At 73.7% G+C, this 23,413-nt stretch carries 21 protein-coding genes; 19 read left to right on the forward strand and 2 right to left on the reverse strand.

What is annotated here, in order from left to right:
- The first annotated feature begins 12 nt into the window (after positions 1-12).
- From FJR00_RS10495 to aroB, 9 genes are all read left to right on the forward strand, one after another.
- A complete protein-coding gene (locus FJR00_RS10495) occupies positions 13-1,401 on the forward strand; it encodes a replication-associated recombination protein A (protein ID WP_377465367.1) in 1,389 nt (462 codons plus the stop codon).
- A gap of 46 nt (positions 1,402-1,447) precedes the next feature.
- The gene (alaS, locus tag FJR00_RS10500; RefSeq protein ID WP_141338693.1) at positions 1,448-4,141 is read left to right on the forward strand and encodes an alanine--tRNA ligase; all 2,694 of its coding nucleotides are present in this window, start codon (positions 1,448-1,450) and stop codon (positions 4,139-4,141) included.
- Positions 4,138-4,629, forward strand: a complete 492-nt coding sequence (gene ruvX, locus FJR00_RS10505) for a Holliday junction resolvase RuvX (protein WP_075958972.1) — start codon at positions 4,138-4,140, stop codon at positions 4,627-4,629. Before alaS ends, ruvX begins: the two co-directional genes overlap by 4 nt.
- Before the next feature lie 13 nt (positions 4,630-4,642).
- The gene (gene mltG, locus FJR00_RS10510; RefSeq protein ID WP_141338694.1) at positions 4,643-5,884 is read left to right on the forward strand and encodes an endolytic transglycosylase MltG; all 1,242 of its coding nucleotides are present in this window, start codon (positions 4,643-4,645) and stop codon (positions 5,882-5,884) included.
- Positions 5,878-6,753 (forward strand): shikimate dehydrogenase, encoded by an 876-nt coding sequence (locus tag FJR00_RS10515; protein WP_141338695.1) that lies wholly within the window; start codon positions 5,878-5,880, stop codon positions 6,751-6,753. The genes mltG and FJR00_RS10515 overlap by 7 nt, the downstream gene beginning before the upstream one ends.
- Complete coding sequence (locus FJR00_RS10520) at positions 6,746-7,465, forward strand: prepilin peptidase (protein WP_141338696.1); 720 nt, start codon at positions 6,746-6,748, stop codon at positions 7,463-7,465. Before FJR00_RS10515 ends, FJR00_RS10520 begins: the two co-directional genes overlap by 8 nt.
- 69 nt (positions 7,466-7,534) lie before the next feature.
- Entirely contained in the window at positions 7,535-8,818 is a 1,284-nt protein-coding gene (gene aroC, locus FJR00_RS10525; protein ID WP_141338697.1) for a chorismate synthase, read from the forward strand.
- Entirely contained in the window at positions 8,815-9,336 is a 522-nt protein-coding gene (locus FJR00_RS10530; protein ID WP_141338698.1) for a shikimate kinase, read from the forward strand. The genes aroC and FJR00_RS10530 overlap by 4 nt, the downstream gene beginning before the upstream one ends.
- Positions 9,333-10,412 (forward strand): 3-dehydroquinate synthase, encoded by a 1,080-nt coding sequence (gene aroB / locus FJR00_RS10535; protein WP_141338699.1) that lies wholly within the window; start codon positions 9,333-9,335, stop codon positions 10,410-10,412. Before FJR00_RS10530 ends, aroB begins: the two co-directional genes overlap by 4 nt.
- Before the next feature lie 6 nt (positions 10,413-10,418).
- Here the strand turns inward: aroB and FJR00_RS10540 are convergent, their stop codons facing one another.
- The gene (locus FJR00_RS10540) at positions 10,419-12,086 is read right to left on the reverse strand and encodes an FMN-binding glutamate synthase family protein (protein ID WP_141338700.1); all 1,668 of its coding nucleotides are present in this window, start codon (positions 12,084-12,086) and stop codon (positions 10,419-10,421) included.
- 134 nt (positions 12,087-12,220) lie between these two features.
- Between FJR00_RS10540 and efp the strand changes: the two genes are divergently transcribed.
- Positions 12,221-12,781: an elongation factor P gene (efp, locus tag FJR00_RS10545; RefSeq protein ID WP_141338701.1), complete on the forward strand. Its 561-nt coding sequence runs from the start codon at positions 12,221-12,223 to the stop codon at positions 12,779-12,781.
- A 1-nt stretch (position 12,782) separates the two neighbouring features.
- Positions 12,783-13,196 (forward strand): transcription antitermination factor NusB, encoded by a 414-nt coding sequence (nusB, locus tag FJR00_RS10550; RefSeq protein ID WP_141338702.1) that lies wholly within the window; start codon positions 12,783-12,785, stop codon positions 13,194-13,196.
- 54 nt (positions 13,197-13,250) lie between these two features.
- Here the strand turns inward: nusB and FJR00_RS15765 are convergent, their stop codons facing one another.
- A complete protein-coding gene (locus FJR00_RS15765) occupies positions 13,251-13,415 on the reverse strand; it encodes a hypothetical protein (RefSeq protein WP_181409592.1) in 165 nt (54 codons plus the stop codon).
- 41 nt (positions 13,416-13,456) lie between these two features.
- Here FJR00_RS15765 and pyrR point away from each other — a divergent pair, with 41 nt between their 5' ends.
- The 8 genes from pyrR to pyrF are packed head-to-tail and all read left to right on the forward strand — an operon-like array spanning position 13,457 to position 23,390.
- Positions 13,457-14,035 carry a bifunctional pyr operon transcriptional regulator/uracil phosphoribosyltransferase PyrR gene (pyrR, locus tag FJR00_RS10555; protein ID WP_141338703.1) on the forward strand — a complete coding sequence of 193 codons (579 nt, stop codon included), beginning with the start codon at positions 13,457-13,459 and terminating at the stop codon, positions 14,033-14,035.
- A complete protein-coding gene (locus FJR00_RS10560; protein ID WP_141338704.1) occupies positions 14,032-14,964 on the forward strand; it encodes an aspartate carbamoyltransferase catalytic subunit in 933 nt (310 codons plus the stop codon). Before pyrR ends, FJR00_RS10560 begins: the two co-directional genes overlap by 4 nt.
- The gene (locus tag FJR00_RS10565; RefSeq protein WP_141338705.1) at positions 14,961-16,289 is read left to right on the forward strand and encodes a dihydroorotase; all 1,329 of its coding nucleotides are present in this window, start codon (positions 14,961-14,963) and stop codon (positions 16,287-16,289) included. Before FJR00_RS10560 ends, FJR00_RS10565 begins: the two co-directional genes overlap by 4 nt.
- Complete coding sequence (gene carA, locus FJR00_RS10570) at positions 16,286-17,446, forward strand: glutamine-hydrolyzing carbamoyl-phosphate synthase small subunit (RefSeq protein WP_141338706.1); 1,161 nt, start codon at positions 16,286-16,288, stop codon at positions 17,444-17,446. Before FJR00_RS10565 ends, carA begins: the two co-directional genes overlap by 4 nt.
- Entirely contained in the window at positions 17,433-20,855 is a 3,423-nt protein-coding gene (gene carB, locus FJR00_RS10575; protein ID WP_141338707.1) for a carbamoyl-phosphate synthase large subunit, read from the forward strand. The genes carA and carB overlap by 14 nt, the downstream gene beginning before the upstream one ends.
- Before the next feature lie 20 nt (positions 20,856-20,875).
- Positions 20,876-21,706: an iron-sulfur cluster-binding protein gene (locus FJR00_RS10580; RefSeq protein WP_141338708.1), complete on the forward strand. Its 831-nt coding sequence runs from the start codon at positions 20,876-20,878 to the stop codon at positions 21,704-21,706.
- The gene (locus FJR00_RS10585; RefSeq protein WP_141338709.1) at positions 21,682-22,548 is read left to right on the forward strand and encodes a nitronate monooxygenase; all 867 of its coding nucleotides are present in this window, start codon (positions 21,682-21,684) and stop codon (positions 22,546-22,548) included. The genes FJR00_RS10580 and FJR00_RS10585 overlap by 25 nt, the downstream gene beginning before the upstream one ends.
- Positions 22,545-23,390: an orotidine-5'-phosphate decarboxylase gene (pyrF, locus tag FJR00_RS10590; protein WP_202876650.1), complete on the forward strand. Its 846-nt coding sequence runs from the start codon at positions 22,545-22,547 to the stop codon at positions 23,388-23,390. The genes FJR00_RS10585 and pyrF overlap by 4 nt, the downstream gene beginning before the upstream one ends.
- Positions 23,391-23,413: the final 23 nt, after the last annotated feature.

Genomic DNA, 23,413 nt, shown 5'->3' on the forward strand with positions numbered 1-23,413 from the left:
AGCCTCACCAGGGTGTCGAGCGGTGGATCAGACCTCTTCAGCCTAGCCACGGGGGCCGACGGTGCCGCACCCGAGGGTGACCTGCGACCCCCGCTGGCGGTCCGGATGCGACCCCGCACCCTGGAGGAGGTCGCGGGTCAGCAGGAGGTCCTGCGACCGGGGTCGCCGATGCGTCGCCTCATCGAGGGGCACGCCGGGGTCGCCGGACCGTTGTCGGCGATCCTCTGGGGGCCGCCGGGGACCGGCAAGACCACGCTCGCCCACCTGGTCGCCACGGCCGCCGACCGCCGGTTCGTCGAGCTCTCCGCGGTGACGGCCGGGGTCAAGGACGTGCGTGGGGTCATGGAGGAGGCGGTGCGCGAGCGGTCGCTGCACGGTCGGGCCACGGTCCTCTTCCTCGACGAGATCCACCGGTTCACCAAGGCCCAGCAGGACGCCCTGCTGCCCGGGGTGGAGAACCGCCTGGTCATCCTCGTGGCCGCCACCACGGAGAACCCCACCTTCTCCATCATCGCCCCGTTGCTGTCCCGGTCCGTCATGGTCCGGCTGGAGTCGTTGACCGACGAGCAGGTCGCGGCGGTCGTCCGCCGGGCGCTCGCCGACGAGCGCGGGCTGGCCGGCGGGTTCACGCTCGACGACGACGCGCTGGACCACGTCGTGCGGATGGCCGGTGGCGACGCCCGGCGGGCCCTGACCACCCTGGAGGCGGCGGCCGGGGTGGCGGCCGACGAGCGCCCCGCCGGCCGGGAGGACGAGCCGGCCCCGATCACCCTGGCGACGGTCGAGCAGGCCGTGGCGACCGCCGCGGTGCGCTACGACCGGGCGGGGGACCAGCACTACGACGTTGCCAGCGCCTTCATCAAGTCGATGCGCGGCAGCGACGTCGACGCGGCGCTGCACTACCTGGCCCGGCAGCTGGAGGCGGGGGAGGACCCCCGCTTTATCGCGCGCCGCATCGTCATCGCCGCCAGCGAGGACGTGGGCATGGCCGACCCGACGGCCCTGCAGACGGCCGTCGCCGCGATGCACGCCGTCGCCCAGATCGGGATGCCCGAGGCCCGGATCGTGCTGGCCCAGGCCGTCGTCCACAACGCGCTGGCCCCCAAGTCCAACGCCGCCTACGCCGCGATCAACGCCGCCGTCGCCGACGTGCGTGCGGGCCGGGGCGGGGCGGTGCCGCCGCACCTGCGGGGGAGCGGGTATGCCGGTGCCGCCCGGCTCGGGCACGGCGAGGGGTACCGGTACAGCCACGACGAACCCGCCGGCGTCGGCCCCCAGCAGTACCTTCCCGACGACCTGCTCGCGGCGGACGTGGACTACTACCATCCGACGACGCGCGGATGGGAGGAACGGCTCGCGGTCCGCTGGGCCGAGCTGCGGCGGATCGTCCGCGGCCGGTGACGGCGGCTAGAGTGGCAAGGTCCGTCTGCCCCCTGGTGAGGAGACCATGGAAACCGCCGAGATCCGCCGTCGCTGGTTGAGGTTCTTCGAGAGCAAGGGCCACACCGTCGTCCCCAGCGCCCCCCTGGTCTACGACGACCCCAACCTGCTCTTCGTCAACGCAGGCATGGTGCCCTTCAAGCCGTACTTCCTTGGCCAGGAGTCGGCGCCCTGGGCACGGGCGACGTCGGTGCAGAAGTGCGTGCGGACCCTCGACATCGAGGAGGTCGGGCGGACCACCCGGCACGGCACCTTCTTCCAGATGAACGGCAACTTCTCCTTCGGCGACTACTTCAAGGAGGGCGCGATCTCCTACGCCTGGGAGTTTGTCACCGGGTCCCAGGACGACGGGTTCCTCGGCTTCGACCCGGACTCGGTCTGGGTGACCGTCCTCGACGGGGACGACGAGGCCGCCGACCTGTGGCACCGGATCGCCGGGCTGCCCCAGGAACGCATCCAGCGGCGCGGACCCGCGGACAACTACTGGTCGATGGGCGTCCCCGGCCCCGGTGGCCCCTGCAGCGAGATCTACATCGACCGGGGTCCCGAGCACGGTCCCGACGGCGGGCCGGTCGTCGACGAGGACCGTTTCCTGGAGATCTGGAACCTCGTCTTCATGCAGGACGAGCTGTCGGCCGTGCGGTCCAAGACCGACGTCGACATCGCCGGCGAGCTGCCGCGCAAGAACATCGACACCGGGATGGGTCTGGAGCGGGTCGCCTACCTCCTGCAGGGGGTGGACAACCTCTACGAGATCGACGAGGTCTACCCGGTCATCGAGCGGGCCGAGGACCTCTCCGGCCGCGCCTACGGCAAGGACCACGACGACGACGTCCGCTTCCGGGTCGTCGCCGACCACGTCCGGTCCGGGCTGATGCTCATGGGCGACGGGGTCACCCCCGGCAACGAGGGCCGTGGCTACGTGCTGCGCCGGCTGCTGCGCCGTGCGGTGCGCTCGATGCGCCTGCTGGGCGTCCAGGACGCCGCGCTGCCGCAGCTGCTGCCCGTGAGCAAGGACGTCATGAAGCAGTCCTACCCCGAGCTCGAGCGGGACTGGGCGCGGATCAGCGAGGTCGCCTACGCCGAGGAGGAGGCGTTCCGCCGCACCCTGGCCAGCGGCACCACCATCCTGGACACCGCCGTCGCCCGGGCCAAGGAGACGGGGTCCACGACGCTGGCCGGCGGCCAGGCCTTCCAGCTGCACGACACCTACGGGTTCCCGATCGACCTGACCCTCGAGATGGCGGCCGAGCAGGGCCTGTCCGTCGACGAGGAGGGGTTCCGCACCCTCATGACCGAGCAGCGGCAGCGGGCCAAGGCCGACGCCCGCTCCAAGAAGGCGGGGCACGGGGAGGTCACCTCCTACCGGCAGGTCGCGGACCGGCTCGGCCGTCCCGTGGAGTTCACCGGTTACGACCGGACCACCGGCGAGGCGCCCGTCGTCGGCCTGTTCACCGGTGGTCAGGAGGTTGAGCGGCTCAGCGCGACCAGCAGGGACGTCGACGGCGGTGGTGCCGAGGTGGAGCTCGTCCTGGGCAGCACCCCCTTCTACGCCGAGGCCGGAGGACAGCTGGCCGACCACGGCGTCATCCGGCTGGCCGGCGGCGCCGTCGTGGAGGTCTCCGACGTCCAGCGGCCGATGCCCGGCCTCGTGGTCCACCGTGGCCGCCTGCTGGAGGGGCAGGTCGCCGTCGGTGAGGCCGCCACGGCCCAGATCGACACGCTGCGCCGCGCGTCGGTGTCCCGCGCGCACACCGCCACCCACATCGTTCACAAGGTGCTGCGGGAGGCGCTGGGCGACACCGCCACCCAGGCCGGTTCGGAGAACGCCCCCGGCCGGTTGCGCTTCGACTTCCGGTCCACCCGCGGGCTCTCGCCCGACGAGCTGGCCGCGGTGGAGGCGCGGATCAACGAGCGGCTGATGGACGACCTCGCGGTCAGCGCCGCCGAGATGCCCCTGACCCAGGCTCGGGAGATGGGTGCGATGGCGCTCTTCGGCGAGCGCTACCCGGACGTCGTCCGTGTGGTCTCCGTCGGGGGCCCCTGGTCGCTGGAGCTGTGCGGCGGCACGCACGTGCTCAACTCCGCGCAGCTGTCGCTCGTCAAGATCATGGGCGAGGCCTCGATCGGGTCGGGGGTCCGGCGGGTGGAGGCGCTGGTCGGTGCGGACGCCTACCAGCACCTGGCCCGGGAGAACGTCATCGTCAACCAGCTCACCGACTCCTTGAAGGTGCGCCCCGAGGAGCTGCCCGACCGCATCGGCCAGCTGATGACCCGGCTGAAGGAGGCCGAGCGGCAGATCGCCCAGGCCAAGGCCCAGCAGGCGCTCGCCGCGGCCGCCTCGCTCACCGACCGGGCCAGGGACGTCGGCGGGGTGACCTTCCTCGGGCACGACCTGGGCGAGGGCTCGACCGGGGACGACCTGCGGCGTGCCGTGACCGACCTGCGCGGTCGGCTGGGCACGGACCGGCCGGTCGTCGTCGCGCTGACCGGCACCTCTGGCGGCCGTCCCCACGTCGTCGTCGGCACCAACGAGGCGGCCCGCGGCCGGGGCATCCGGGCGGGCGCCCTCGTGAAGGTCGCCGCGCAGACCCTGGGCGGTGGTGGCGGCGGCAAGGACGACCTGGCGCAGGGTGGGGGCCAGGACCCGTCGCGGACCGCCGAGGCGTTGCGCCGGGTCGAGGACGAGCTGCGGCCGTGACCCCCGGCGACGGGGTGCTCCTGGGCGTGGACGTCGGGGAGGCCCGGGTCGGCCTGGCGGCCAGCGATCCCGTCGGCCTGCTGGCCCATCCCGTCGCGACCCTGCGGAGGGACGCGGAGGGTCTGACGGACCTCGAAATGATCGCCGCGGAGGTCGCCGACCGGCGGGCCGTCGGGGTCGTGGTCGGCCTGCCGCGCTCGCTGTCGGGGGACGAGGGATTGGCCGCACGCCGCGCCCGCGACTACGCTGGTGCGCTGCAGCGGCGTCTGGATGTGCCGGTGCGACTGGTCGACGAACGTCTGACCACGGTGGACGCCCACCGGAACCTGCACCGCAGCGGGGTCCGGGGGCGGGCGCACCGGGGCGTCGTGGACCAGGCCGCAGCGGTCCTGATCCTCCAGTCGGCGCTGGACGCCAGACGCGCCGGCCGTCCCCCCGGTGAGCCGCTGAAGGCGCGCAAGCCCCGGACCCGCCGGTCCGGCCCCTGAGCAAAGGACACGGATGAGCCATCCTCCGCACGAGGACTGGGACGAGCACGACGTGCACGGCACGGCGTCCGGGACCCGGTTCGACGACGACGTCCTCGGTCTGCGCGGCGTCCACGACCACGACGAGTCGCTGGCCGACGACGTGCTGGAGCCCGAGGAGCAGCTCTTCCGGCGACGGCGGCGACGCCGGCGCAACCCGCTGCTCGTCGGTCTGTCGCTGCTCCTGGCCGGTGCCCTCGTGGTCACCGCCTCCGTGTTCGCGTTCGGCTGGATGCGGGACCTGCTGCCCACCGTGTCCGTGGGGGAGCCCACGGCGCAGGACTACGAGGGCGCGGGCACCGGCGAGGTCATGATCGAGGTGCCCCAGGGGGCCGGCGGCGGCCAGATCGCCGAGATCCTGGCCGAGAACGACGTGGTCGCCTCGGCGTCGGCGTTCACCGCCGCGCTCCAGGCCGACCCGCGGTCGTCCGCCATCCAGCCGGGCACCTACCGGATGGCCAACCAGATGAGTTCCGAGGCGGCCCTGGGCCGGCTGCTGGACGGCAACTACCGCGAGATCGACGGCGTGACGATCCGTGAGGGTCTCTGGGTCGCCGAGACCTTCGCCGCGCTGGCGGAGGCCACCGGGAACGAGGTCGCGGACTACGAGGCGGTCGACCCGGCCTCGCTGGACCTGCCCGACGCCGCCGAGGGCGAGCTGGAGGGCTTCCTCTACCCGAGCACCTACGAGTTCGGCCCGGACACCACGCCGCAGGAGCAGCTGCAGACCCTCGTCGACCAGGGTCGGGCGGTGCACGACGAGCTCGGGATCCCGGACGACGAGCTGCGCGAGATCATCATCAAGGCGAGCATCGTCCAGGGGGAGGGCGCGTTCTCCGAGGACCTGCCCAAGGTGGCCCGGGTCGTCGAGAACCGCCTGGAACCCAACCCGGAGACCAACGGCTACCTGCAGATGGACTCCACGGTGCACTTCATCTACCAGGAGCGCGGGCTGGCGGGCACGACCGACGAGCAGCGGGCCAACCCGGACCCGCACAACACCTATGCCCACCCGGGACTTCCGGCCGGCCCCATCAACAGCCCCGGCGAGGAGGCCATCCGCGCCGCGATGGACCCCGAGCCCGGCGACTGGTTGTACTTCGTCACCGTGGATCCCTCCACCGGCGAGACCCGGTTCGCCACCGACTGGGAGGGCCACCAGGAGAACGTCCAGCTCTTCCAGCAGTGGTGCCAGGACAACCCCGACCAGTGCTGAGCGCCGGCCGGCGGGCCGCCGTCGTCGGAGCGCCCGTGGGGCACTCCCTCTCGCCCTCGCTCCACCGTGCCGCCTACCGGGCGCTCGGCCTCACCGGATGGTCGTACGAGGCCGTGCAGGTCGACGCCGGGTCGCTCAGGGCGTTCGTCGCGGGCCTGGGCCCGGAGTGGGCGGGTCTGTCGGTGACCATGCCGCTGAAGGAGGAGGCGCTGGCGCTCGCCGACGAGGTGGACGAGGACGCCCGGCTGACCGGAGGGGCCAACACGCTCGTCCCCTGTCCGGACCGGGGGTGGCGGGCCTGGAACACCGACGTCCACGGGGTCGGCGCAGCCCTGGTGGGGGCCGGGCTGGTCGGGCCCCTCCGGGGCGTGGTCCTGGGCGGTGGTGCGACCGCCCGATCGGTCCTCGTCGCCCTGGACCGTCTCGGTGTGCGGGAGGTTGACCTGGTGGTGCGCGACGCCCCGCGGGCGGCCACGTGGGAGCTTCTGGACCGACTCGGCCTGCGCACCACCACCCGGCGGCTCGGCACCGCCGCGAGGGGCGACGCTCCGGACGTCGTCGTCAGCACCCTCCCGGCCGGTGCGGTCCCCGACGTCGGCGTCGTCCAGGACCTGCTCGCCGGGGCCAGTCCGGTCGTCCTGGACGTGGCCTACGCACCCTGGCCGAGCGGGTTCGCGACCGCCGTGTCCGCCGCCACGGCCGGACGGCGGCCCGTCGTGCGGGGCACGGCCATGCTCCTCCACCAGGCCGCCCGCCAGGTACGGCTGATGACCGGGCATGATGGGCCGGTGGAGGCGATGCGGGCGGCGTTGACGGAGGACGCCTCGACCGGACCGGCGGCCGGCGCAGGAGGGGCGGGGGATGTCTGAGCAGCTCGCCCTCGGCCTGGTGGCCCTGGTCGTGGGGGTGCTGGGGATCCCGGTCGCCCGGTGGCTGGAGGCGACCACCTACCGCAAGCCCGACGAGGCCGACGTCCCCTACCCGGGGAACCGCTGGTGGGTCCCGTTCGCCCTCGCCGGGGCCTCGACCCTCGTGGTGCACCGGATCTGGCTCGTCGACGACGACGCCGTGCCCGGCTGGCCGGTCGCCGTGGTGCTCACCGCCACCCTGCTCGTCGTGACCCTGGCGGGGGTGTGCCTGGCGGCCATGGACCTGGACGTGCACCGCCTCCCGGACCGCATCATGTGGCCCACCATGGCCGTCCTGGCCGGTGGGCTGCTCCTGGCGGCCCTCGTGGGCGGTGGGCCGCAGCCTCTGCTGCGCTCGGTCCTCGCCGGCGTGGCCAGCGGCGGGTTCTACCTGCTGCTGGCGCTGGTCTCCCTGGCCCGCGGTTCGTTGGCGCTGGGCCTGGGGGACGTCAAGCTCTCCGTCGTCCTGGGCGGCGGCCTGGGCTGGTTCGGCTGGCCCGAGGTCGTGGCCGGCATCTACGCCGGCTTCCTCGTCGGGGGGCTGCTGGCCGTCCTGCTCCTGGTGACCCGACGGGTCGGGTGGAAGGGTGACTTCGCCTACGGGCCTCCGATGATGGTCGGGGCCCTGATGGGCCTGGTGCTCGTCCCGGGCTCGTCGGCCGGCCTCCTGTGACTTGGGGGCGGTGACCCGCGCGGCCACCGGGGGCCGGGCCGGGACCGGCCGCGTGGGAGAATCGCCGGCATGCTGCGCTGGTTGACCGCCGGGGAGTCCCACGGCCCCGCCCTGACCGCCGTCCTGGAGGGCCTGCCCGCAGGGGTGCGGGTGGACCGGGACGCCGTCGAGGGCGCCCTCGCCCGCCGCCGCCTCGGCTACGGCCGGGGTGCCCGGATGTCCTTCGAGGCGGACCGGCTGCGCTTCCTCGGCGGGCTCCGCCACGGGCTGAGCATCGGTTCCCCGCTGGCGATGCTCGTGGAGAACACCGAGTGGGCCAAGTGGGAGGCGGTGATGAGCCCGGAGCCGGTGCCCGAGGACGCGCTGCGCCGGTCCGACGACGTCGGGGCTCCGCAGGAGCTGGCCCGCAACCGCCCGCTGACCCGGCCCCGCCCCGGTCACGCCGACCTGGTCGGCATGACCAAGTACGGCTTCGACGAGGCCCGCCCCGTGCTCGAGCGGGCCTCCGCCCGCGAGACCGCGGCCAGGGTCGCGCTCGGGGCCGTGGCCGCCGCCTTCCTCGAGCAGGCGGTCGGGGTCCGGCTCGTCTCGCACACCGTCAGCATCGGCCGTGCCGGGACGCCGTCGCCGGACGAGGACGCGCCCTCGTCGGCGGAGCTGCCGCGGCCGGACGACGTGGAGCGGCTGGACGCCGACCCCGTCCGCACGCTCGACCCGCAGCGCTCGGCCGCCATGGTGGCCGAGATCGACGCCGCCCGCCAGGACGGCGACACCCTCGGGGGCGTTGTCGAGGTCCTGGCCTGGGGCCTGCCGCCGGGGCTGGGGTCGCACGTGCACTGGGACCGGAGGCTGGACGCACGCCTGGCCGCCGCGCTCATGGGGATCCAGGCCATCAAGGGGGTCGAGGTCGGCGAGGGGTTCCGCACCGCGGCCCGTCGAGGCAGCAGGGCGCACGACGAGATCGTCGCCGACGGGCAGGGACACGTGCGCCGGACCACCCTGCGCAGCGGCGGCACCGAGGGGGGCATGAGCACCGGCGAGGTGCTGCGGGTCCGGGCGGCCATGAAACCCATCTCCACCGTGCCCCGGGCGCTGCGCACCATCGACACCAGCACCGGTGAGTCCGCCACCGCCATCCACCAACGGTCCGACGTGTGCGCCGTCCCGGCCGCCGGAGTCGTCGCCGAGGCCATGGTGGCGCTCGTCCTGGCCGACGCGGTCCTGGAGAAGTTCGGCGGGGACTCGGTGGCCGAGGTGGCGCGCAACCACGCCGCCTACCTGGAGCACGTCCCCGAGCACCTGCGGCCGGCCCCCGCCGACGTGCCCCTCCGGCCGGACGGAGGCACCGCATGAGCGGCCCCGTCGTCGTCCTCGTCGGACCCCCCGGCGCGGGCAAGAGCACGGTGGGGGCTGCGCTCGCCGACCGGTTCGGCGTCCCCCTGGTCGACACCGACACCGAGGTCGAGACGACCACCGGGCGCTCGATCAGCGACATCTTCGTCGAGGACGGGGAGGCCGCCTTCCGCGACCTCGAGCGGGCCGCGGTGCTGCAGGCCCTGGCGGACCAGCGGCCCTGCGTGCTCGCGCTCGGCGGGGGAGCGGTCATGCAGGACGAGGTGGCCGCCGCCCTCGAGTCGGCCGACGTCCAGGTCGTCTTCCTCGACGTCACCATCGGGGACGCCGCCTCCCGCGTCGGCTTCGACACCTCCCGGCCGCTGCTCCTCGTCAACCCCCGCGCCTCCTGGACCCGGCTGATGAACGCCCGCCGCCCCACCTACGAGCGGCTGGCCGACCACCACGTGCAGACCGGGGGACGGACGCCGGCGGACGTCGTGGCGGAGGTCGCCGAGCGGCTCGGGGCCGGAGGATGAGCGTCCGGACCGTGCACGTGGGCGGCCCCGGGGAGGGGTATGACGTCCACGTCGGCCCGGGCGTCCTGGACCGGCTGGCCGACCACGCCGCACCCGGGCGTCGCGTCCTCGTCGTGCACCAGCCGGGACGCGAGCAGCTCCTGGGGCAGGTCCTGGAGCGGCTCGCTGCGGCCGGGGCCCGCCCGGTCCCGGTGGCCGTGCCGGACGCCGAGGCGGCCAAGGACGTGCGGGTGCTCGCCGACCTGTGGGCCCGGCTCGGGCAGGAGGGCTTCACCCGCGACGACCTCGTCGTCGGCCTGGGCGGAGGGGCGACCACCGACCTGGCGGGCTTCGTGGCGGCGACCTGGCTGCGGGGGGTGGAGGTCGTCCACCTGCCGACCTCCCTCCTCGGCGTGGTCGACGCCGCGGTGGGCGGCAAGACCGGCATCAACACCGCCGAGGGCAAGAACCTCGTCGGCGCCTTCCACCCGCCGGCGGCCGTGCTCTGCGACCCGGCCTGGCTGTCGACCATGACCCGGCCCGACTACGCCTCCGGTCTCGCGGAGGTGCTCAAGTGCGGCTTCGTGGCCGACCCCCGCATCCTGGAGCTCGTGGAGGCCGCACCCCAGGCCGCGCTCGACCCCGTGGCCGAGCCCGCGCTGGCCGTGGAGCTCGTGACCCGGTCCGTCCAGGTCAAGGCGGACGTGGTCGCGGCCGACCTGCGGGAGTCCTCGCTGCGGGAGGTCCTGAACTACGGCCACACCTTCGCGCACGCGGTCGAGCAGGTGGAGGACTACACCTGGCGTCACGGCGACGCGGTCGCGGTGGGGATGGTCTACGTCGCCGAGCTGGCGCACCGGCGCGGTCTGATCGACGCCGACCTGCTCGCGCGGCACCGTCGGGTGCTCTCCGCCGTGGGTCTGCCCACCACCTACGGCGCCGGGCGCTGGCCGGAGCTGCGGTCGGCGATGGGCCGGGACAAGAAGGCCAGGGGGGCCACCCTGCGGTTCGTCGTGCTCGAGGGACTGGCCCGCCCGGCCCGGCTCGAGGGGCCGGGCGAGGACGAGCTGCGGGCCGCCTACGACGCCGTGGCCTGAGGCCCCTCAGCCGGGGGTCGCCGCGTCGTCGATGCGGGACCTGCGGCCTGCCCCGCCGTCGGCCGTCGGCGCACCGACCCCCTCCTCCGGACCGTCGTCCGGCGCGTCGACCGCCGTCGCCGAGGGCGGGGCCGACCCGCCCGCGGGAGCCCCGGCCATCAGCTGGCGGATCTGCTCCTGCTGGGCCGCGGAGGGCAGGCCCCACCCGGGGTCTTCGTAGCCCACCGACCGCCACAGCGGCGTGGCGGTGCGGGTGCCGAGCAGGATGTCCACCATCTCCCCGGTGACCAGGCCGGGGTGCTCGACCCCGCAGGCCTCCGCCACCTTGAGCATCTCGCGTCGCCACGCCCGCAGATAGGAGGCCGCCCGCTCGGACTTGCTGTCGGGGTCCAGGCCCCGGGTGAGCCAGGCGTTCTGGGTGGCCACACCGGTGGGGCAACGGTCGTCGTGGCACCGCTGGGCCTGGATGCACCCGACGGCCAGCATCGCCTCCCGGGCCACGTAGACCAGGTCGACCCCTAGGGCGAAGGCCACCGCGGCGTTCTCGGGCAGCCCGAGCTTGCCGGCGCCCATCCACACCACCCGGTCGGTGAGGCCCTCCCGGGCGAACGCGGAGTAGACCTGGGGGAAGACGAGCCGGAAGGGCAGCGAGACCGAGTCGGCGAAGGTCAGCGGTGCCGCGCCGGTGCCACCCTCCCCGCCGTCGACCGCGATGAAGTCGACCCCGCGGTCGCCGCCGGCCATGAGCCGGGCAAGGTCCTCCCACATCTCGTCGTGGCCCACGGCCGACTTGATCCCCACGGGCAGCCCGGTCTCCTCGGCGAGGAGCTCGACGAAGTCGAGCATCGAGTCCACGTCGGAGAACTCGGCGTGGCGGGAGGGGGAGTGGCAGTCCTGGCCCATGGGGATCCCACGGATCGCCGCGATCTCCTCGGTGATCTTGGCCGCCGGGAGCAGGCCTCCGAGCCCCGGCTTGGCCCCCTGCGAGAGCTTGACCTCGATCGCCCGCACGGGATGCTCGGCCACCAGGTCCTTGAGCCGCGCCAGGTCGAACCGTCCCCGGGCGTCCCGGCAGCCGAAGTAGGCCGTGCCGATCTGGAAGACCAGGTCGGCGCCGTGCTGGTGGTGCACCGAGATCCCGCCCTCGCCGGTGTTGTGCAGGGCCCCGGTGAGCGCGCACCCGCGGTTGATCGCCTCGACCGCCGGGCCGGACAGGGCGCCGTAGCTCATCGCGCCCACGTTGACCGCGGACGCCGGGCGGAAGGCCCGACGACGTCCACGGGCCGCACCCAGCACCTTGGCCCCCGGCAACGGCGTCTCCTCGCCCGCGTTGGGGTGCACGACCGGCTGCACGTCCGCGAACGTGCGGTGCTTGATGACGGCATACCCCTCGTCGTGCTCGACGTCGTTGTCCGTGCCGAAGCCGAAGTAGGGGTTCTGCTGCTTGGCCGAGGCGTAGACCCAGCGCCGCTGGTCGCGGCTGAAGGGCCGTTCCTCGTTGTTGCTGGTGACGATGTACTGCCGCAGCTCCGGGCCGACCTTCTCGAGCAGGTAGCGCAGGTTGCCCACGACGGGGAAGTTGTGCCGGATGGCGTGCTGCTTCTGGGACAGGTCACTCGCGGCGACGGCGGCCAGGGCGGCGGCGGGGACGGCCAGGGCGGTGGACCACTTCATACCCGCAGTGTGCCGCAGGACGGTGCCGGTCGCCCCCGGAACCACCGTTAGACTTGTCCAGGTTTGGGTCCGTGTCCGCGCCGGCCCTCCCACCCCACCGACCCGACCCGACCGACCTGCGAAGGAAGCACGCTGTGGCAACGACGAACGACCTGAAGAACGGCATGGTCCTGGACATGGACAACGGGCTGTGGCAGGTGCTGGAGTTCCAGCACGTCAAGCCCGGCAAGGGCCCGGCGTTCGTCCGCACCAAGCTCAAGAACGTCACCTCGGGCAAGATCATCGACAAGACCTTCAACGCCGGCACCAAGGTGGAGACCGCGACCGTCGACCGGTCGGACTACCAGTACCTCTACAACGACGGCACCGACTTCATCTTCATGGACGAGAAGACCTACGAGCAGGTCCACGTCTCCCCGGAGGCCATGGGGGACGCGGCGAGGTTCCTCCTCGAGAACGGCCGCGTCATGATCGCCCAGCACGACGGCCAGGTGCTGTACGTCGAGCTGCCGGCCTCGGTGGTCCTGGAGATCACCCACACCGAGCCCGGGCTCCAGGGCGACCGTTCCACCGGCGGGACCAAGCCGGCCACCCTGGAGACGGGCGCGGAGATCCAGGTCCCGCTGTTCCTGGAGACCGGCACCAAGGTCAAGGTCGACACCCGCGACGGTTCCTACCTCGGCCGCGTGAACTGACGTGCCCGCACGCACCAAGGCGCGCAAGCGCGCCCTGGAGCTGCTCTTCGAGGCCGAGCAGCGGGGCCTCAACGTCGGCACGCTGCTGGAGGAGCGGATCGCGGCGCCGACCACCCAGCACCCGCTCCCGGAGTATGCGGTGCAGCTGGTCCGCGGGGTGCTGGCCCACTGGGCCTCCATCGACGAGGCCCTCACGACCTGGTCCCAGGGCTGGTCCCTGGACCGGATGGCGGCGGTGGACCGGGCCGCGCTGCGGATCGGGACCTGGGAGATCGTCTGGAACGACGAGGTGCCCGACGGCGTGGCCGTCTCCGAGGCCGTGAACCTCGTGCAGAACCTGTCCACGGACGACTCCCCGGGGTTCGTCAACGGGCTGCTGTCCCGGATCGCCGAGGTCAAGGACACCCTGGCCTGACGGCTCCGGCCGCCACGCAGGGGTCGTCAGCGGGGGCACCGGACGCCCCGGAAGTCACGGACCACGGGTGCGGAAGCGGTCGCCGACCCACCCGTCGGGCTCGGGCTGGTCGCCGAGCACCACGTCGTGCGGGCGCGCGATACGTCCGAGCGCGACTACCGCGGGCGGCGGCACGGAGCCCCCGTCCGGGTGCAGTACAGTGACGACACCGAGCATCATCCTTTAACCACCGTCCTGCGAGGCGGGGAAGGAGACGGGCTGTGCCCCCTGCCCAGAACACGGCTGGTCCAGGACGAGAGGTCCTCACCAGCGACGACATCGACCGGGCGCTGCGCCGGATCGCCCACGAGATCCTCGAGGCCAACAAGGGGCCGGAGCACCTGGTGCTCCTGGGGATCCCCACCCGCGGAGCCCATCTGGCCCGCCGCCTGGCCGACGCTCTCGAACGGGTGGAGGGGACCGAGGTCCCCGTCGGGTCCCTCGACGTGACGATGTACCGCGACGACCTGCGCAGCCAGCCCACCCGGGCCGTCGAGCCGACCGTGGTACCCCCCGGAGGGGTCGACGACAAGGTCGTGGTCCTCGTCGACGACGTCCTCTACTCCGGACGCACGGTGCGGGCCGCCCTCGACGCCCTCTCCGACCTCGGGCGGCCCCGTGCCGTCCGGCTGGCCGTCCTCGTCGACCGGGGCCACCGCGAGCTGCCCGTCCGCGCCGACTACGTCGGCAAGAACCTGCCGACCTCCACGGCGGAGCGGGTGATGGTGCGCCTGGCCGAGCACGACGGCGAGGGCACCGAGGGCGTGCGGATCGCCGGACCGGCGGAGGTGGCGCCGTGAAGCACCTGCTCTCGATCGCCGACCTCACCCGTGAGGAGATCGACTCGATCCTCGACACCGCGGTCTCCATGCACGAGGTCCAGGACCGCGACGTCAAGAAGCTGCCGACCCTGCGCGGCCGCACCATCATCAACTTCTTCTTCGAGGACTCCACCCGGACCCGGGCCTCCTTCGAGATCGCCGGCAAGTGGATGAGCGCGGACACGATCAACCTCACCGGGAAGGGGACCTCCATCTCCAAGGGGGAGTCGCTGCGCGACACCGTCCTGACGATCGACGCGATGGGGGTGGACATGATGATCGTGCGCCACCCCGCCAGCGGCGCCCCGGCCCAGATCGCCGACTGGGTCGACTGCTCCATCGTCAACGCCGGCGACGGCACCCACGAGCACCCCAGCCAGGCCCTGCTCGACGCCTACACCTTGCGCCGCGCGCTCGGCGACCTGGACGGGCGGCACGTGGCCATCGTCGGCGACCTGACGCACTCCCGGGTCCTGCGCTCCAACCTGCTCTGCCTGCGGGCCCTCGGCGCCTCCGTCACCCTGGTGGCTCCGCCCACCCTCATGCCCGCCGGGGTGGCCTCCTGGGCGGGGGTCGACGGGTTCGAGACCTCCTACGACCTGGACGAGGTCCTGCCGCGCGTGGACGCCGTGATGATGCTCCGGGTCCAGCGCGAGCGGATGAGCGGGGGATACTTCCCCACCGCGAGGGAGTATGCCGTCACCTACGGGCTCACCCCCCGCCGGCTCGCGCTGCTGCCGGACCACGCGGTGATCACGCACCCGGGCCCGATGAACCGGGGCCTGGAGATCTCCGCCGAGGCCGCCGACGCGGCCCGCTCGCTGGTCCTGGACCAGGTCAGCGCCGGCGTCGCCGTCCGGATGTCCATCCTCTACCACCTCCTCGCCGGGGAAGGGAGCACCCAGTGACCTCGCACACCCAGCCCAGCCTTCTCGTCGAGGGGGCGGACGTGCTCGGGGACGGGGCCCAGGACGTCCTCGTCGCCGACGGCAGGATCGTGGCCGTCGGGGCGGAGGCGTCCGCCCAGGCCCCGGCGGGCACCCAGCGGCTGTCGGCCGACGGCCTGGTGCTGCTGCCCGGGTTCGTCGACCTGCACACCCACCTGCGGGAACCCGGTCGGGAGGACGCCGAGACCGTCGAGACGGGATCGCAGGCCGCCGCCGCCGGCGGGTTCACCGCCGTCCTGGCCATGGCCAACACCGACCCGGTCACCGACACCGCCGAGGTGGCCGAACGGGTCCTGGACCTGGGGCGGCGGGCCGGCTACGTCGACGTCCACCCGGTGGGCGCGGTCACGAAGGGGCTGGCCGGCGAGGAGCTGGCCGAGCTGGGCCTCATGGCCCGGTCCCGGGCGCGCGTCCGGGTGTTCTCCGACGACGGCCGGTGCGTCCACGACGCCCGGCTGATGCGCCGGGCGCTGGAGTACGTCCGCGCCTTCGACGGCGTCGTGTCCCAGCACTCCCAGGACCCCCGGCTGGCCGACGGCCGGGCCTGCTGCCACGAGGGCGAGCTCTCCGGACGCCTGGGTCTGCCCGGCTGGCCCGCCGTCGCCGAGGAGACGATCGTCGCCCGGGACGTCATGCTCGCCCGACACACCGGCTCTCGGGTGCACGTCGCGCACGTGTCGACGGCCGGCACCGTGGAGGTGCTCCGCTGGGCCAAGGCGCAGGGGATCGACGTCACCGCAGAGGTGACCCCCCACCACCTCATGCTCACCCAGGAGCGCCTGGTCGGCTACGACCCGACCTTCAAGGTCAACCCGCCCCTGCGGCCCACCGAGGACGCGGAGGCGCTGCGCGCGGCGCTGGCCGACGGCACCATCGACGCCGTGGCCACCGACCACGCGCCCCACGTGCGTCAGGACAAGGAGCACGCCTTCGTCGACGCGGCCTTCGGGATGCTCGGCCTGGAGACCGCGCTCGGCGTGGTCAGCACCCTCATGGTCCAGGAGGGCCGCATGAGCTGGTCCGACGTGGCCCGGGTCATGTCCCAGGCCCCGGCCCGTATCGCCCGGCTGACCGATCAGGGGCACCGGGTGCAGGCGGGCGACCCCGCGACCCTCACCCTGGTCGACCCGGACCGCGTGGTCACGGTGGACGCGACCCGGTCCCGGTCGCTGTCGCGCAACAACCCCTGGCACGGGCTGCAGCTGACCGGCGCCGTCCACCTGACGATGCTGCGTGGACGGGTCACGGCCCGCGAGGGCCTCGTGTGGGGAGGTGAGGAGCAGTGAGCACCGCGACCCGCCACGAGCCCGCGGTGCTGGTCCTCGAGGACGGCCGCACCTTCTCGGGCCAGGCCTACGGCGCCGTCGGCACCACGGTCGGTGAGGCCGTGTTCTCGACCGGGATGACCGGCTACCAGGAGACGCTGACCGACCCCTCCTACCACCGGCAGGTGGTCGTCATGACCGCCCCCCACATCGGCAACACCGGCGTGAACCCGCACGACATGGAGAGCCGGCGCATCTGGGTGGCCGGGTTCGTCGTGCGCGAGCCGGCCCTGCGTCCGTCCAACTGGCGCTCGCAGGGGGACCTCGAGGACGCCCTCCGCGAGGCCGGGGTCGTGGGCATCAGCGGTGTCGACACCCGGGCGCTGACCCGGCACCTGCGTGACCGCGGTGCGATGCGGGTCGGTGTCTTCTCCGGGCCCGACGCCGGTCGCCCGGCGGAGGAGCTGCGGCGCACGGTGGAGGAAGCACCGCCGATGGTGGGCGCGGCCCTTGCCGAGGAGGTGTCGACGCCGAACGCCTACGTGGTGTCCCCGCCCGAGGGGGTGACGCCACGCTGGACGGTGGCGGCGCTCGACCTGGGCATCAAGGGGACGACGCCGACGTTGATGGCCGCCCGGGGCATCCGCGTGCACGTGCTGCCGGCGACCAGCACGTGGGAGGAGGTGCTGGCGGTGGAGCCCGACGGGGTCTTCTTCTCCAACGGTCCGGGCGACCCGGCCACGGCCGAGCACGAGATCGAGCTGCTGCGCCGGGCACTGGACGCCGGGCTGCCCTACTTCGGCATCTGCTTCGGCAACCAGCTGCTGGGGCGCGCCCTGGGTCTGCCCACCTACAAGCTCGCGTTCGGGCACCGGGGGATCAACCAGCCCGTCCTCGACCGGTCCACCGGCCGGGTGGAGGTGACCGCGCACAACCACGGCTTCGCCGTCGGCTGGCCGGAGGGTGCGGCCACCGACGAGCCGGTGCCGACCCCCTACGGCCCCGTGCGCTGCAGCCACGTGGCCCTCAACGACGACGTGGTCGAGGGCCTGGTCTGCGAGCAGGTCCCGGCCTTCTCCGTTCAGTACCACCCCGAGGCGGCCGCCGGTCCGCACGACGCCGAGCATCTCTTCGACCGGTTCGTGACGATGATGGAGGAGCACAGTGCCCAGGCGTGAGGACATCAGGAGCGTCCTGGTCATTGGATCCGGGCCGATCGTCATCGGCCAGGCCGCCGAGTTCGACTACTCGGGCACCCAGGCCTGCCGGGTGCTGCGCGAGGAGGGCGTGCGCGTCGTCCTGGTCAACTCCAACCCGGCGACGATCATGACCGATCCCGGGGTGGCCGACGCCACCTACGTCGAGCCGATCACCCCAGAGATCGTCGAGGCGATCATCGCCAAGGAACGGCCGGACGCGGTGCTGGCCACCCTGGGTGGTCAGACCGCGCTCAACACCGCGATCGCGCTCCACGAGGCAGGCGTGCTCGAACGCTACGGCTGCCCCCTCATCGGCGCCAACGTCGAGGCGATCCAGCTGGGGGAGGACCGGCAGGCGTTCAAGGGCGTCGTGGAGCGCTGCGGGGCCGAGGTGGCCCGGTCGGCGATCTGCCACACCATGGAGGAGGCGATCGCCGCAGCGGAGGAGCTCGGCTACCCGGTGGTCGTGCGGCCCTCGTTCACCATGGGCGGCCTCGGCAGCGGATTCGCGCACGACGAGGACGAGCTGCGCATGATCGCCGGCGCCGGCCTGCAGGACAGCCCCACCACCGAGGTGCTCCTCGAGGAGTCCATCATGGGCTGGAAGGAGTACGAGCTGGAGGTCATGCGCGACCGGGCGGACAACGTCGTGGTCGTCTGCTCCATCGAGAACCTGGACCCGATGGGGGTGCACACCGGCGACTCGATCACGGTCGCGCCGGCGATGACGCTCACCGACCGGGAGTACCAGCAGCTGCGCGACATCGGCATCGCGGTCATCCGCGAGGTGGGCGTCGACACCGGCGGGTGCAACATCCAGTTCGCGGTCGACCCGGACGACGGACGGGTCATCGTCATCGAGATGAACCCGCGGGTGTCCCGGTCCTCGGCCCTGGCGTCCAAGGCCACCGGGTACCCGATCGCCAAGATCGCCGCCAAGATGGCCCTCGGCTACACCCTGGACGAGGTGCCGAACGACATCACCACGTCCGGGGGGCTCCGCCGCCCGGACGCCCCCCGGACCGCCTCCGGCGAAGAGCCGCACGACGCCGACCGTTGGTACTCGGCCGCCTTCGAACCGACCCTGGACTACGTCGTGGTCAAGGTGCCCCGGTTCGCCTTCGAGAAGTTCCCGGCGGCGGACCCGACGCTGACCACGACGATGAAGTCGGTGGGCGAGGCGATGGCGCTGGGGCGCTGCTTCACCGAGGCGCTGCAGAAGGCCCTCCGCTCGGTCGAGCGCGCGGGCAGCAGCTTCCACTGGCGCGAGGACGAGTCGCCCAGCCCCGAGATGGCTCGCGCCCTGCTCGACCAGGCCCGCACGCCCACCGACGGCCGGATCGTCCTGGTCCAGCAGGCCCTGCGCGGCGGCTGCAGCGTCGAGGAGGTGCACGACGCGACGGGCATCGACCCGTGGTTCCTCGACCAGATCCAGCTGATCAACGAGATCGCCGCGCAGGTGCACGACGAGGCGCGGCTGACCGGCGACGGGCGGCTCAGCCCCGAGCTGCTCCGCCTGACCAAGCGGCACGGCTTCTCCGACGCCCAGCTCGCCGAGCTGACCGGCATGACGGAGGACGTCGTCCGCGGGGTGCGCCATGCCCTGGGCGTCCGACCGGTCTACAAGACGGTGGACACCTGCGCCGGCGAGTTCGAGGCCCTGACGCCCTACCACTACTCCTCCTACGACGAGGAGACCGAGGTCGCCCCGCGGGAACGGCCCGCCGTGATCATCCTCGGCTCGGGCCCGAACCGGATCGGCCAGGGCATCGAGTTCGACTACTCCTGCGTGCACGCCTCGATCACCCTGCGCGAGCACGGGTTCGACACGGTCATGGTCAACTGCAACCCCGAGACCGTCTCCACCGACTACGACACCTCCAGCCGGCTCTACTTCGAGCCGCTCACCCTGGAGGACGTCCTCGAGGTGGTCCACGCCGAGCGCCAGACCGGTCCGCTCGCCGGGGTCGTCGTCCAGCTCGGGGGCCAGACCCCGCTCGGTCTGGCGGCGGCGCTCAAGGCCGAGGGCGTGCCCGTGGTGGGGACCTCGCCGGAGGCGATCCACCTGGCCGAGGACCGTGCGGCCTTCGGCCGGATCCTCGCCGAGACGGGCCTGGCCGCACCCCGGCACGGCACCGCGTACTCGGCCCGCGAGGCGCTCGAGGTCGCCCGGGAGATCGGCTACCCGGTCCTGGTCCGCCCCTCCTACGTCCTGGGCGGACGCGGCATGGAGATCGTCTACGACGACGAGACCCTGGCCGGGTACGTCGACCGGGCCACGCTGGCCGGCCCGGACCACCCCGTCCTCGTCGACCGCTTCCTGGACACCGCCGTGGAGATCGACGTGGACGCCCTCTACGACGGTCAGGACCTGTACGTCGGCGGGATCATGGAGCACATCGAGGAGGCCGGCATCCACTCGGGCGACTCCGCCTGCGTGCTGCCACCGTTCACCCTGGGTCGCACCGAGCTGGAGCAGGTGCGGGAGGCGACCCGCCTGCTGGCCGAGGCGATCGGGGTCCGTGGCCTGATCAACGTGCAGTTCGCCCTGGCCCAGGACGTGCTCTACGTCCTGGAGGCCAACCCGCGCGCCAGCCGGACCGTCCCGTTCGTGGCCAAGGCCACGGGGGTGGCGCTGGCCCAGGCGGCCGCCCGGGTGATGATGGGCACCACGATCGCCGAGCTCCGGCGGGAGGGGGCCCTGCCCGCGCACGCGGACGGGGGCGTCATGCCCGCCGACGCCCCCTTCTCGGTCAAGGAGGCGATCCTGCCCTTCCGCCGGTTCCGCACGCAGACCGGTCAGGCGGTCGACTCGATCCTCGGTCCGGAGATGCGTTCCACCGGAGAGGTCATGGGGATCGACGCCTCGTTCGGCGCCGCCTTCGCCAAGAGCCAGCTGCGGGCCGGCACGAGCCTGCCCACCGGCGGGACGGTCTTCGTGTCCGTGGCCAACCGGGACAAGCGGTCGATGATCTTCCCGGTGAAGCGTCTCGTCGACCTGGGGTTCTCGGTGATGGCGACCGAGGGCACCGCCGACGTCCTGCGACGCAACGGCATCGAGGCCCAGGTGGTGCGCAAGCACAGCCAGCCGGAGGGGAGCAGCTCCTCTGGCCCCTCGGTGGTGGAGCGCATCACGGCCGGGGAGGTCGACATGGTCATCAACACGCCCTCCGGGCGCGACGCACGGGCGGACGGCTACGCCATCCGGGCGGCGACCACCAGCCTGGACCGCCCGATCATCACCACGGTCCAGCAGCTGGCCGTGGCCGTGCTCGGGATCGAGGCGATGCGCGGCGGCCCCCTGCAGGTCGCGTCCCTGCAGGAGCACGCGGCCTCCCTCGACCTGTTCGGCCGGGCCGCGGCCCCGGCCGTCGACGCCCGCGGCTGAACGCCGTCGCGGCCACCGTCATGGACGCACGGCGACCTCCCGCCGGGCCCCGGCCGGCCGAGGTCCTGACCACGTCGACGGCCGAGGTCGTCTCGGTACGTCCGGCCGGCCGCTTCGACGTGGTCGGGCTGACGGTGTCCCACGGGCACGACGGCTGGGGCAGCGCACGGCCGGGCCAGTTCGTGGTCGAGCCGCGCGACCCGGCGGCGGGCACGGTCCGGGCCCGCGTGCACTGGCTCGCCGGCTCGGACCAGGACCCGGTGCACGGCACCACGGCCGAGCTGGTGCTTCCCGCGGACCGGTCGACGACGCCCGGCGACCGGATGAGGCTGCTGGGCCCCGTGGGGCAGGGCTTCCCGGCACCCCGTCAGCCGGTGCCGGTGCTCCTCGTCGGCCACGAGGGCGGCGCCGTCCCGCTCCGGTGGCTCACGGCGCGCCTGCGCTCCCGGGGCTGCGTCGTGCACCTCGTGCTCTCGGCCGACGACCCCGAGCTGCACCTGGACCTGCCCTTCCTGCGCCGGCACGCCCGCAGCGTGGTGCTGACGACCTCGGTCGACCTCGTCGACGCCGTCGGCCGGGTGCTGGACGAGCTCACCGGCCAGGTGGGGGTCGTGTATGCGGCCACCCCCCTGCACCTGCTGCCTCGGCTCGTCGACGCGGCCGGTGCGCGGGGCGTGGCCTGCCGGGCCAGCGTCCTGGACGTGGGCGGGCAGGACGTGCTGTGCGGCACGGGATTGTGCGGAGGGTGCGACCTGGAGCTGCCCGGCGGTCCGGCCGCCGGGCAGCTGCTGCGTGCCTGCACCGAGGGCCCGGTGGTCCCGGGGGAGTGGGTCGGGGGGAGGTCGTCCTGAGCGCCGCACGGCGCACGACGCTGCCACGGACCTGGCTCGGCCCGGGCGCGCTGACCGACCCTGCCGCGCTGGCCCGCCTCGAGGGTGCGGACGGACTGCTGCTCCCCGTCGGTCCGGTCGCCACCGGGTCCCGTCGCAGCAGCGACGCACGCACCCGGGTGCACGGGTCCGGCGTCGGCGGGGTCGACCACGACGACGCGCCTGCCCTCACCGTCGAGGTGGCCGGCGCCCGCCTGACCTGGGCCGCCACCGCGGGCCACCGCGTGTGCCTCGCGGTGCGGGGTGCTGCGCCCGAGGAGCTCGCCGCCCCGCTGCAGCAGCTGCTGCGGCACCCCGACGGAGGTGTCATGGGCGCCGTCGAGGTGGACCTGCGCGGCCGCGACGAGCAGACGGTCCTGCGGGCGACCGCCCGGGTCCGCGAGGCCGCGGGGCGCACCCTGCCCGTCCTCGTCAAGGTGCTGGCGGTCGATCCGCAGCTGGTCGCCGTCGCCCGGTCCGCGGTGGCCGGAGGAGCCTCGGCCGTCGTGGTGTCGGGGCAGGTTCCCCTCGGCGGGGGCCGGTGGTGGACCGGACCCTCGAACGCCGCGACGACGAGGGCCGGACTGCGCTCGCTGTGCTCGGCAGCGGCGGAGCAGCGCTGGCCCGGCACCTTTCTCGTCGCCGCCGGTGGGATCCACTCGGCCACGACCGTCCGTGCCGCACTCAGCGACGGTGCCGACGGCGTCCAGGTGGGCACGGCCCTGTGGGCGGACCCCACCCAGCTGCCGGTGCTGCGGACGGCCGCCGAGGCAGCGCCACCCCCCTCGTCCCCTCGTCCCACCACAGACAGGAGAACCGCGTGACCACCACCCACTTCGGAGCCAGGCTGGCCGAGGCGATGGGACGGCACGGTCCCCTCTGCGTCGGGCTCGACCCGCACCCGCGGCTGCTGGCGGACTGGGGACTGCCCGACGACGCGGACGGGCTGCGCGTCTTCAGCGGTCGGGTCCTCGACGCGGCGGCCGGCAGGTGCGCCGCCGTCAAGCCACAGTCCGCCTTCTTCGAGCGGCACGGTGCGGAGGGGGTCCGCGTCCTGGAGGAGGTGCTCGCCGGGTGCCGGGAGCGCGGCCTGCTCAGCGTGCTGGACGTCAAACGAGGGGACATCGGCTCGACCATGCTGGCCTACGCCGAGGCCTACCTGGCCGACGGAGCCCCGCTGGCCGCCGACTCGGTGACGTTGAGCCCCTACCTCGGCTACGGGGCGCTCCGTCCCGCCGTGGACCTCGCCCGCGCGACCGGCCGCGGGGTGTGGGTCCTAGGACTGACGTCCAACCCCGAGGGCGCCCAGGTCCAGCAGGTCGGGTCGCCGTCGGTCGCCGCCCGGGTGGTCGACCAGGTCGCGGCCGATAACGCCGGCCTGGCACCGTTCGGGGACGTGGGCCTGGTGGTCGGGGCGACCCTCCCGGCGACCCCCTCGGTCCTCGGTCTGGACCTGTCCGCCGCCGGCGCCCCGGTGCTCGCCCCCGGGGTCGGCGCGCAGGGGGCGTCCGGGGCCGACGTGGCGCGGGTCTTCGCCGGTCTGACCGACCGCGTCCTGGTGCCGGTCGGCCGGGGGATCCTCGCAGCCGGACCACGCCCGGACGACCTGGTCCGGGCCGTCACCACGTGGTCCGGGCAGCTGCGCCGCGACCTGGCCCCGGGGTGAGCTCCGCGCGGGGTTGGCACACC

This window comes from Ornithinimicrobium kibberense, assembly GCF_006519705.1.
Classification (GTDB): Bacteria; Actinomycetota; Actinomycetes; order Actinomycetales; family Dermatophilaceae; genus Ornithinicoccus; species Ornithinicoccus kibberensis.

Bases quoted from the DNA above. Each gene is read 5' to 3' on its own strand.
- alaS (WP_141338693.1), top strand. From the start codon at position 1,448: ATGGAAACCGCCGAGATCCGCCGTCGCTGGTTGAGGTTCTTCGAGAGC.
- FJR00_RS10530 (WP_141338698.1), top strand. From the start codon at position 8,815: ATGAGCGGCCCCGTCGTCGTCCTCGTCGGACCCCCCGGCGCGGGCAAG.
- FJR00_RS10580 (WP_141338708.1), top strand. From the start codon at position 20,876: ATGGACGCACGGCGACCTCCCGCCGGGCCCCGGCCGGCCGAGGTCCTG.
- aroC (WP_141338697.1), top strand. From the start codon at position 7,535: ATGCTGCGCTGGTTGACCGCCGGGGAGTCCCACGGCCCCGCCCTGACC.
- FJR00_RS15765 (WP_181409592.1), bottom strand. From the start codon at position 13,415: ATGATGCTCGGTGTCGTCACTGTACTGCACCCGGACGGGGGCTCCGTG.
- FJR00_RS10540 (WP_141338700.1), bottom strand. From the start codon at position 12,086: ATGAAGTGGTCCACCGCCCTGGCCGTCCCCGCCGCCGCCCTGGCCGCC.
- aroB (WP_141338699.1), top strand. From the start codon at position 9,333: ATGAGCGTCCGGACCGTGCACGTGGGCGGCCCCGGGGAGGGGTATGAC.
- mltG (WP_141338694.1), top strand. From the start codon at position 4,643: ATGAGCCATCCTCCGCACGAGGACTGGGACGAGCACGACGTGCACGGC.
- FJR00_RS10520 (WP_141338696.1), top strand. From the start codon at position 6,746: ATGTCTGAGCAGCTCGCCCTCGGCCTGGTGGCCCTGGTCGTGGGGGTG.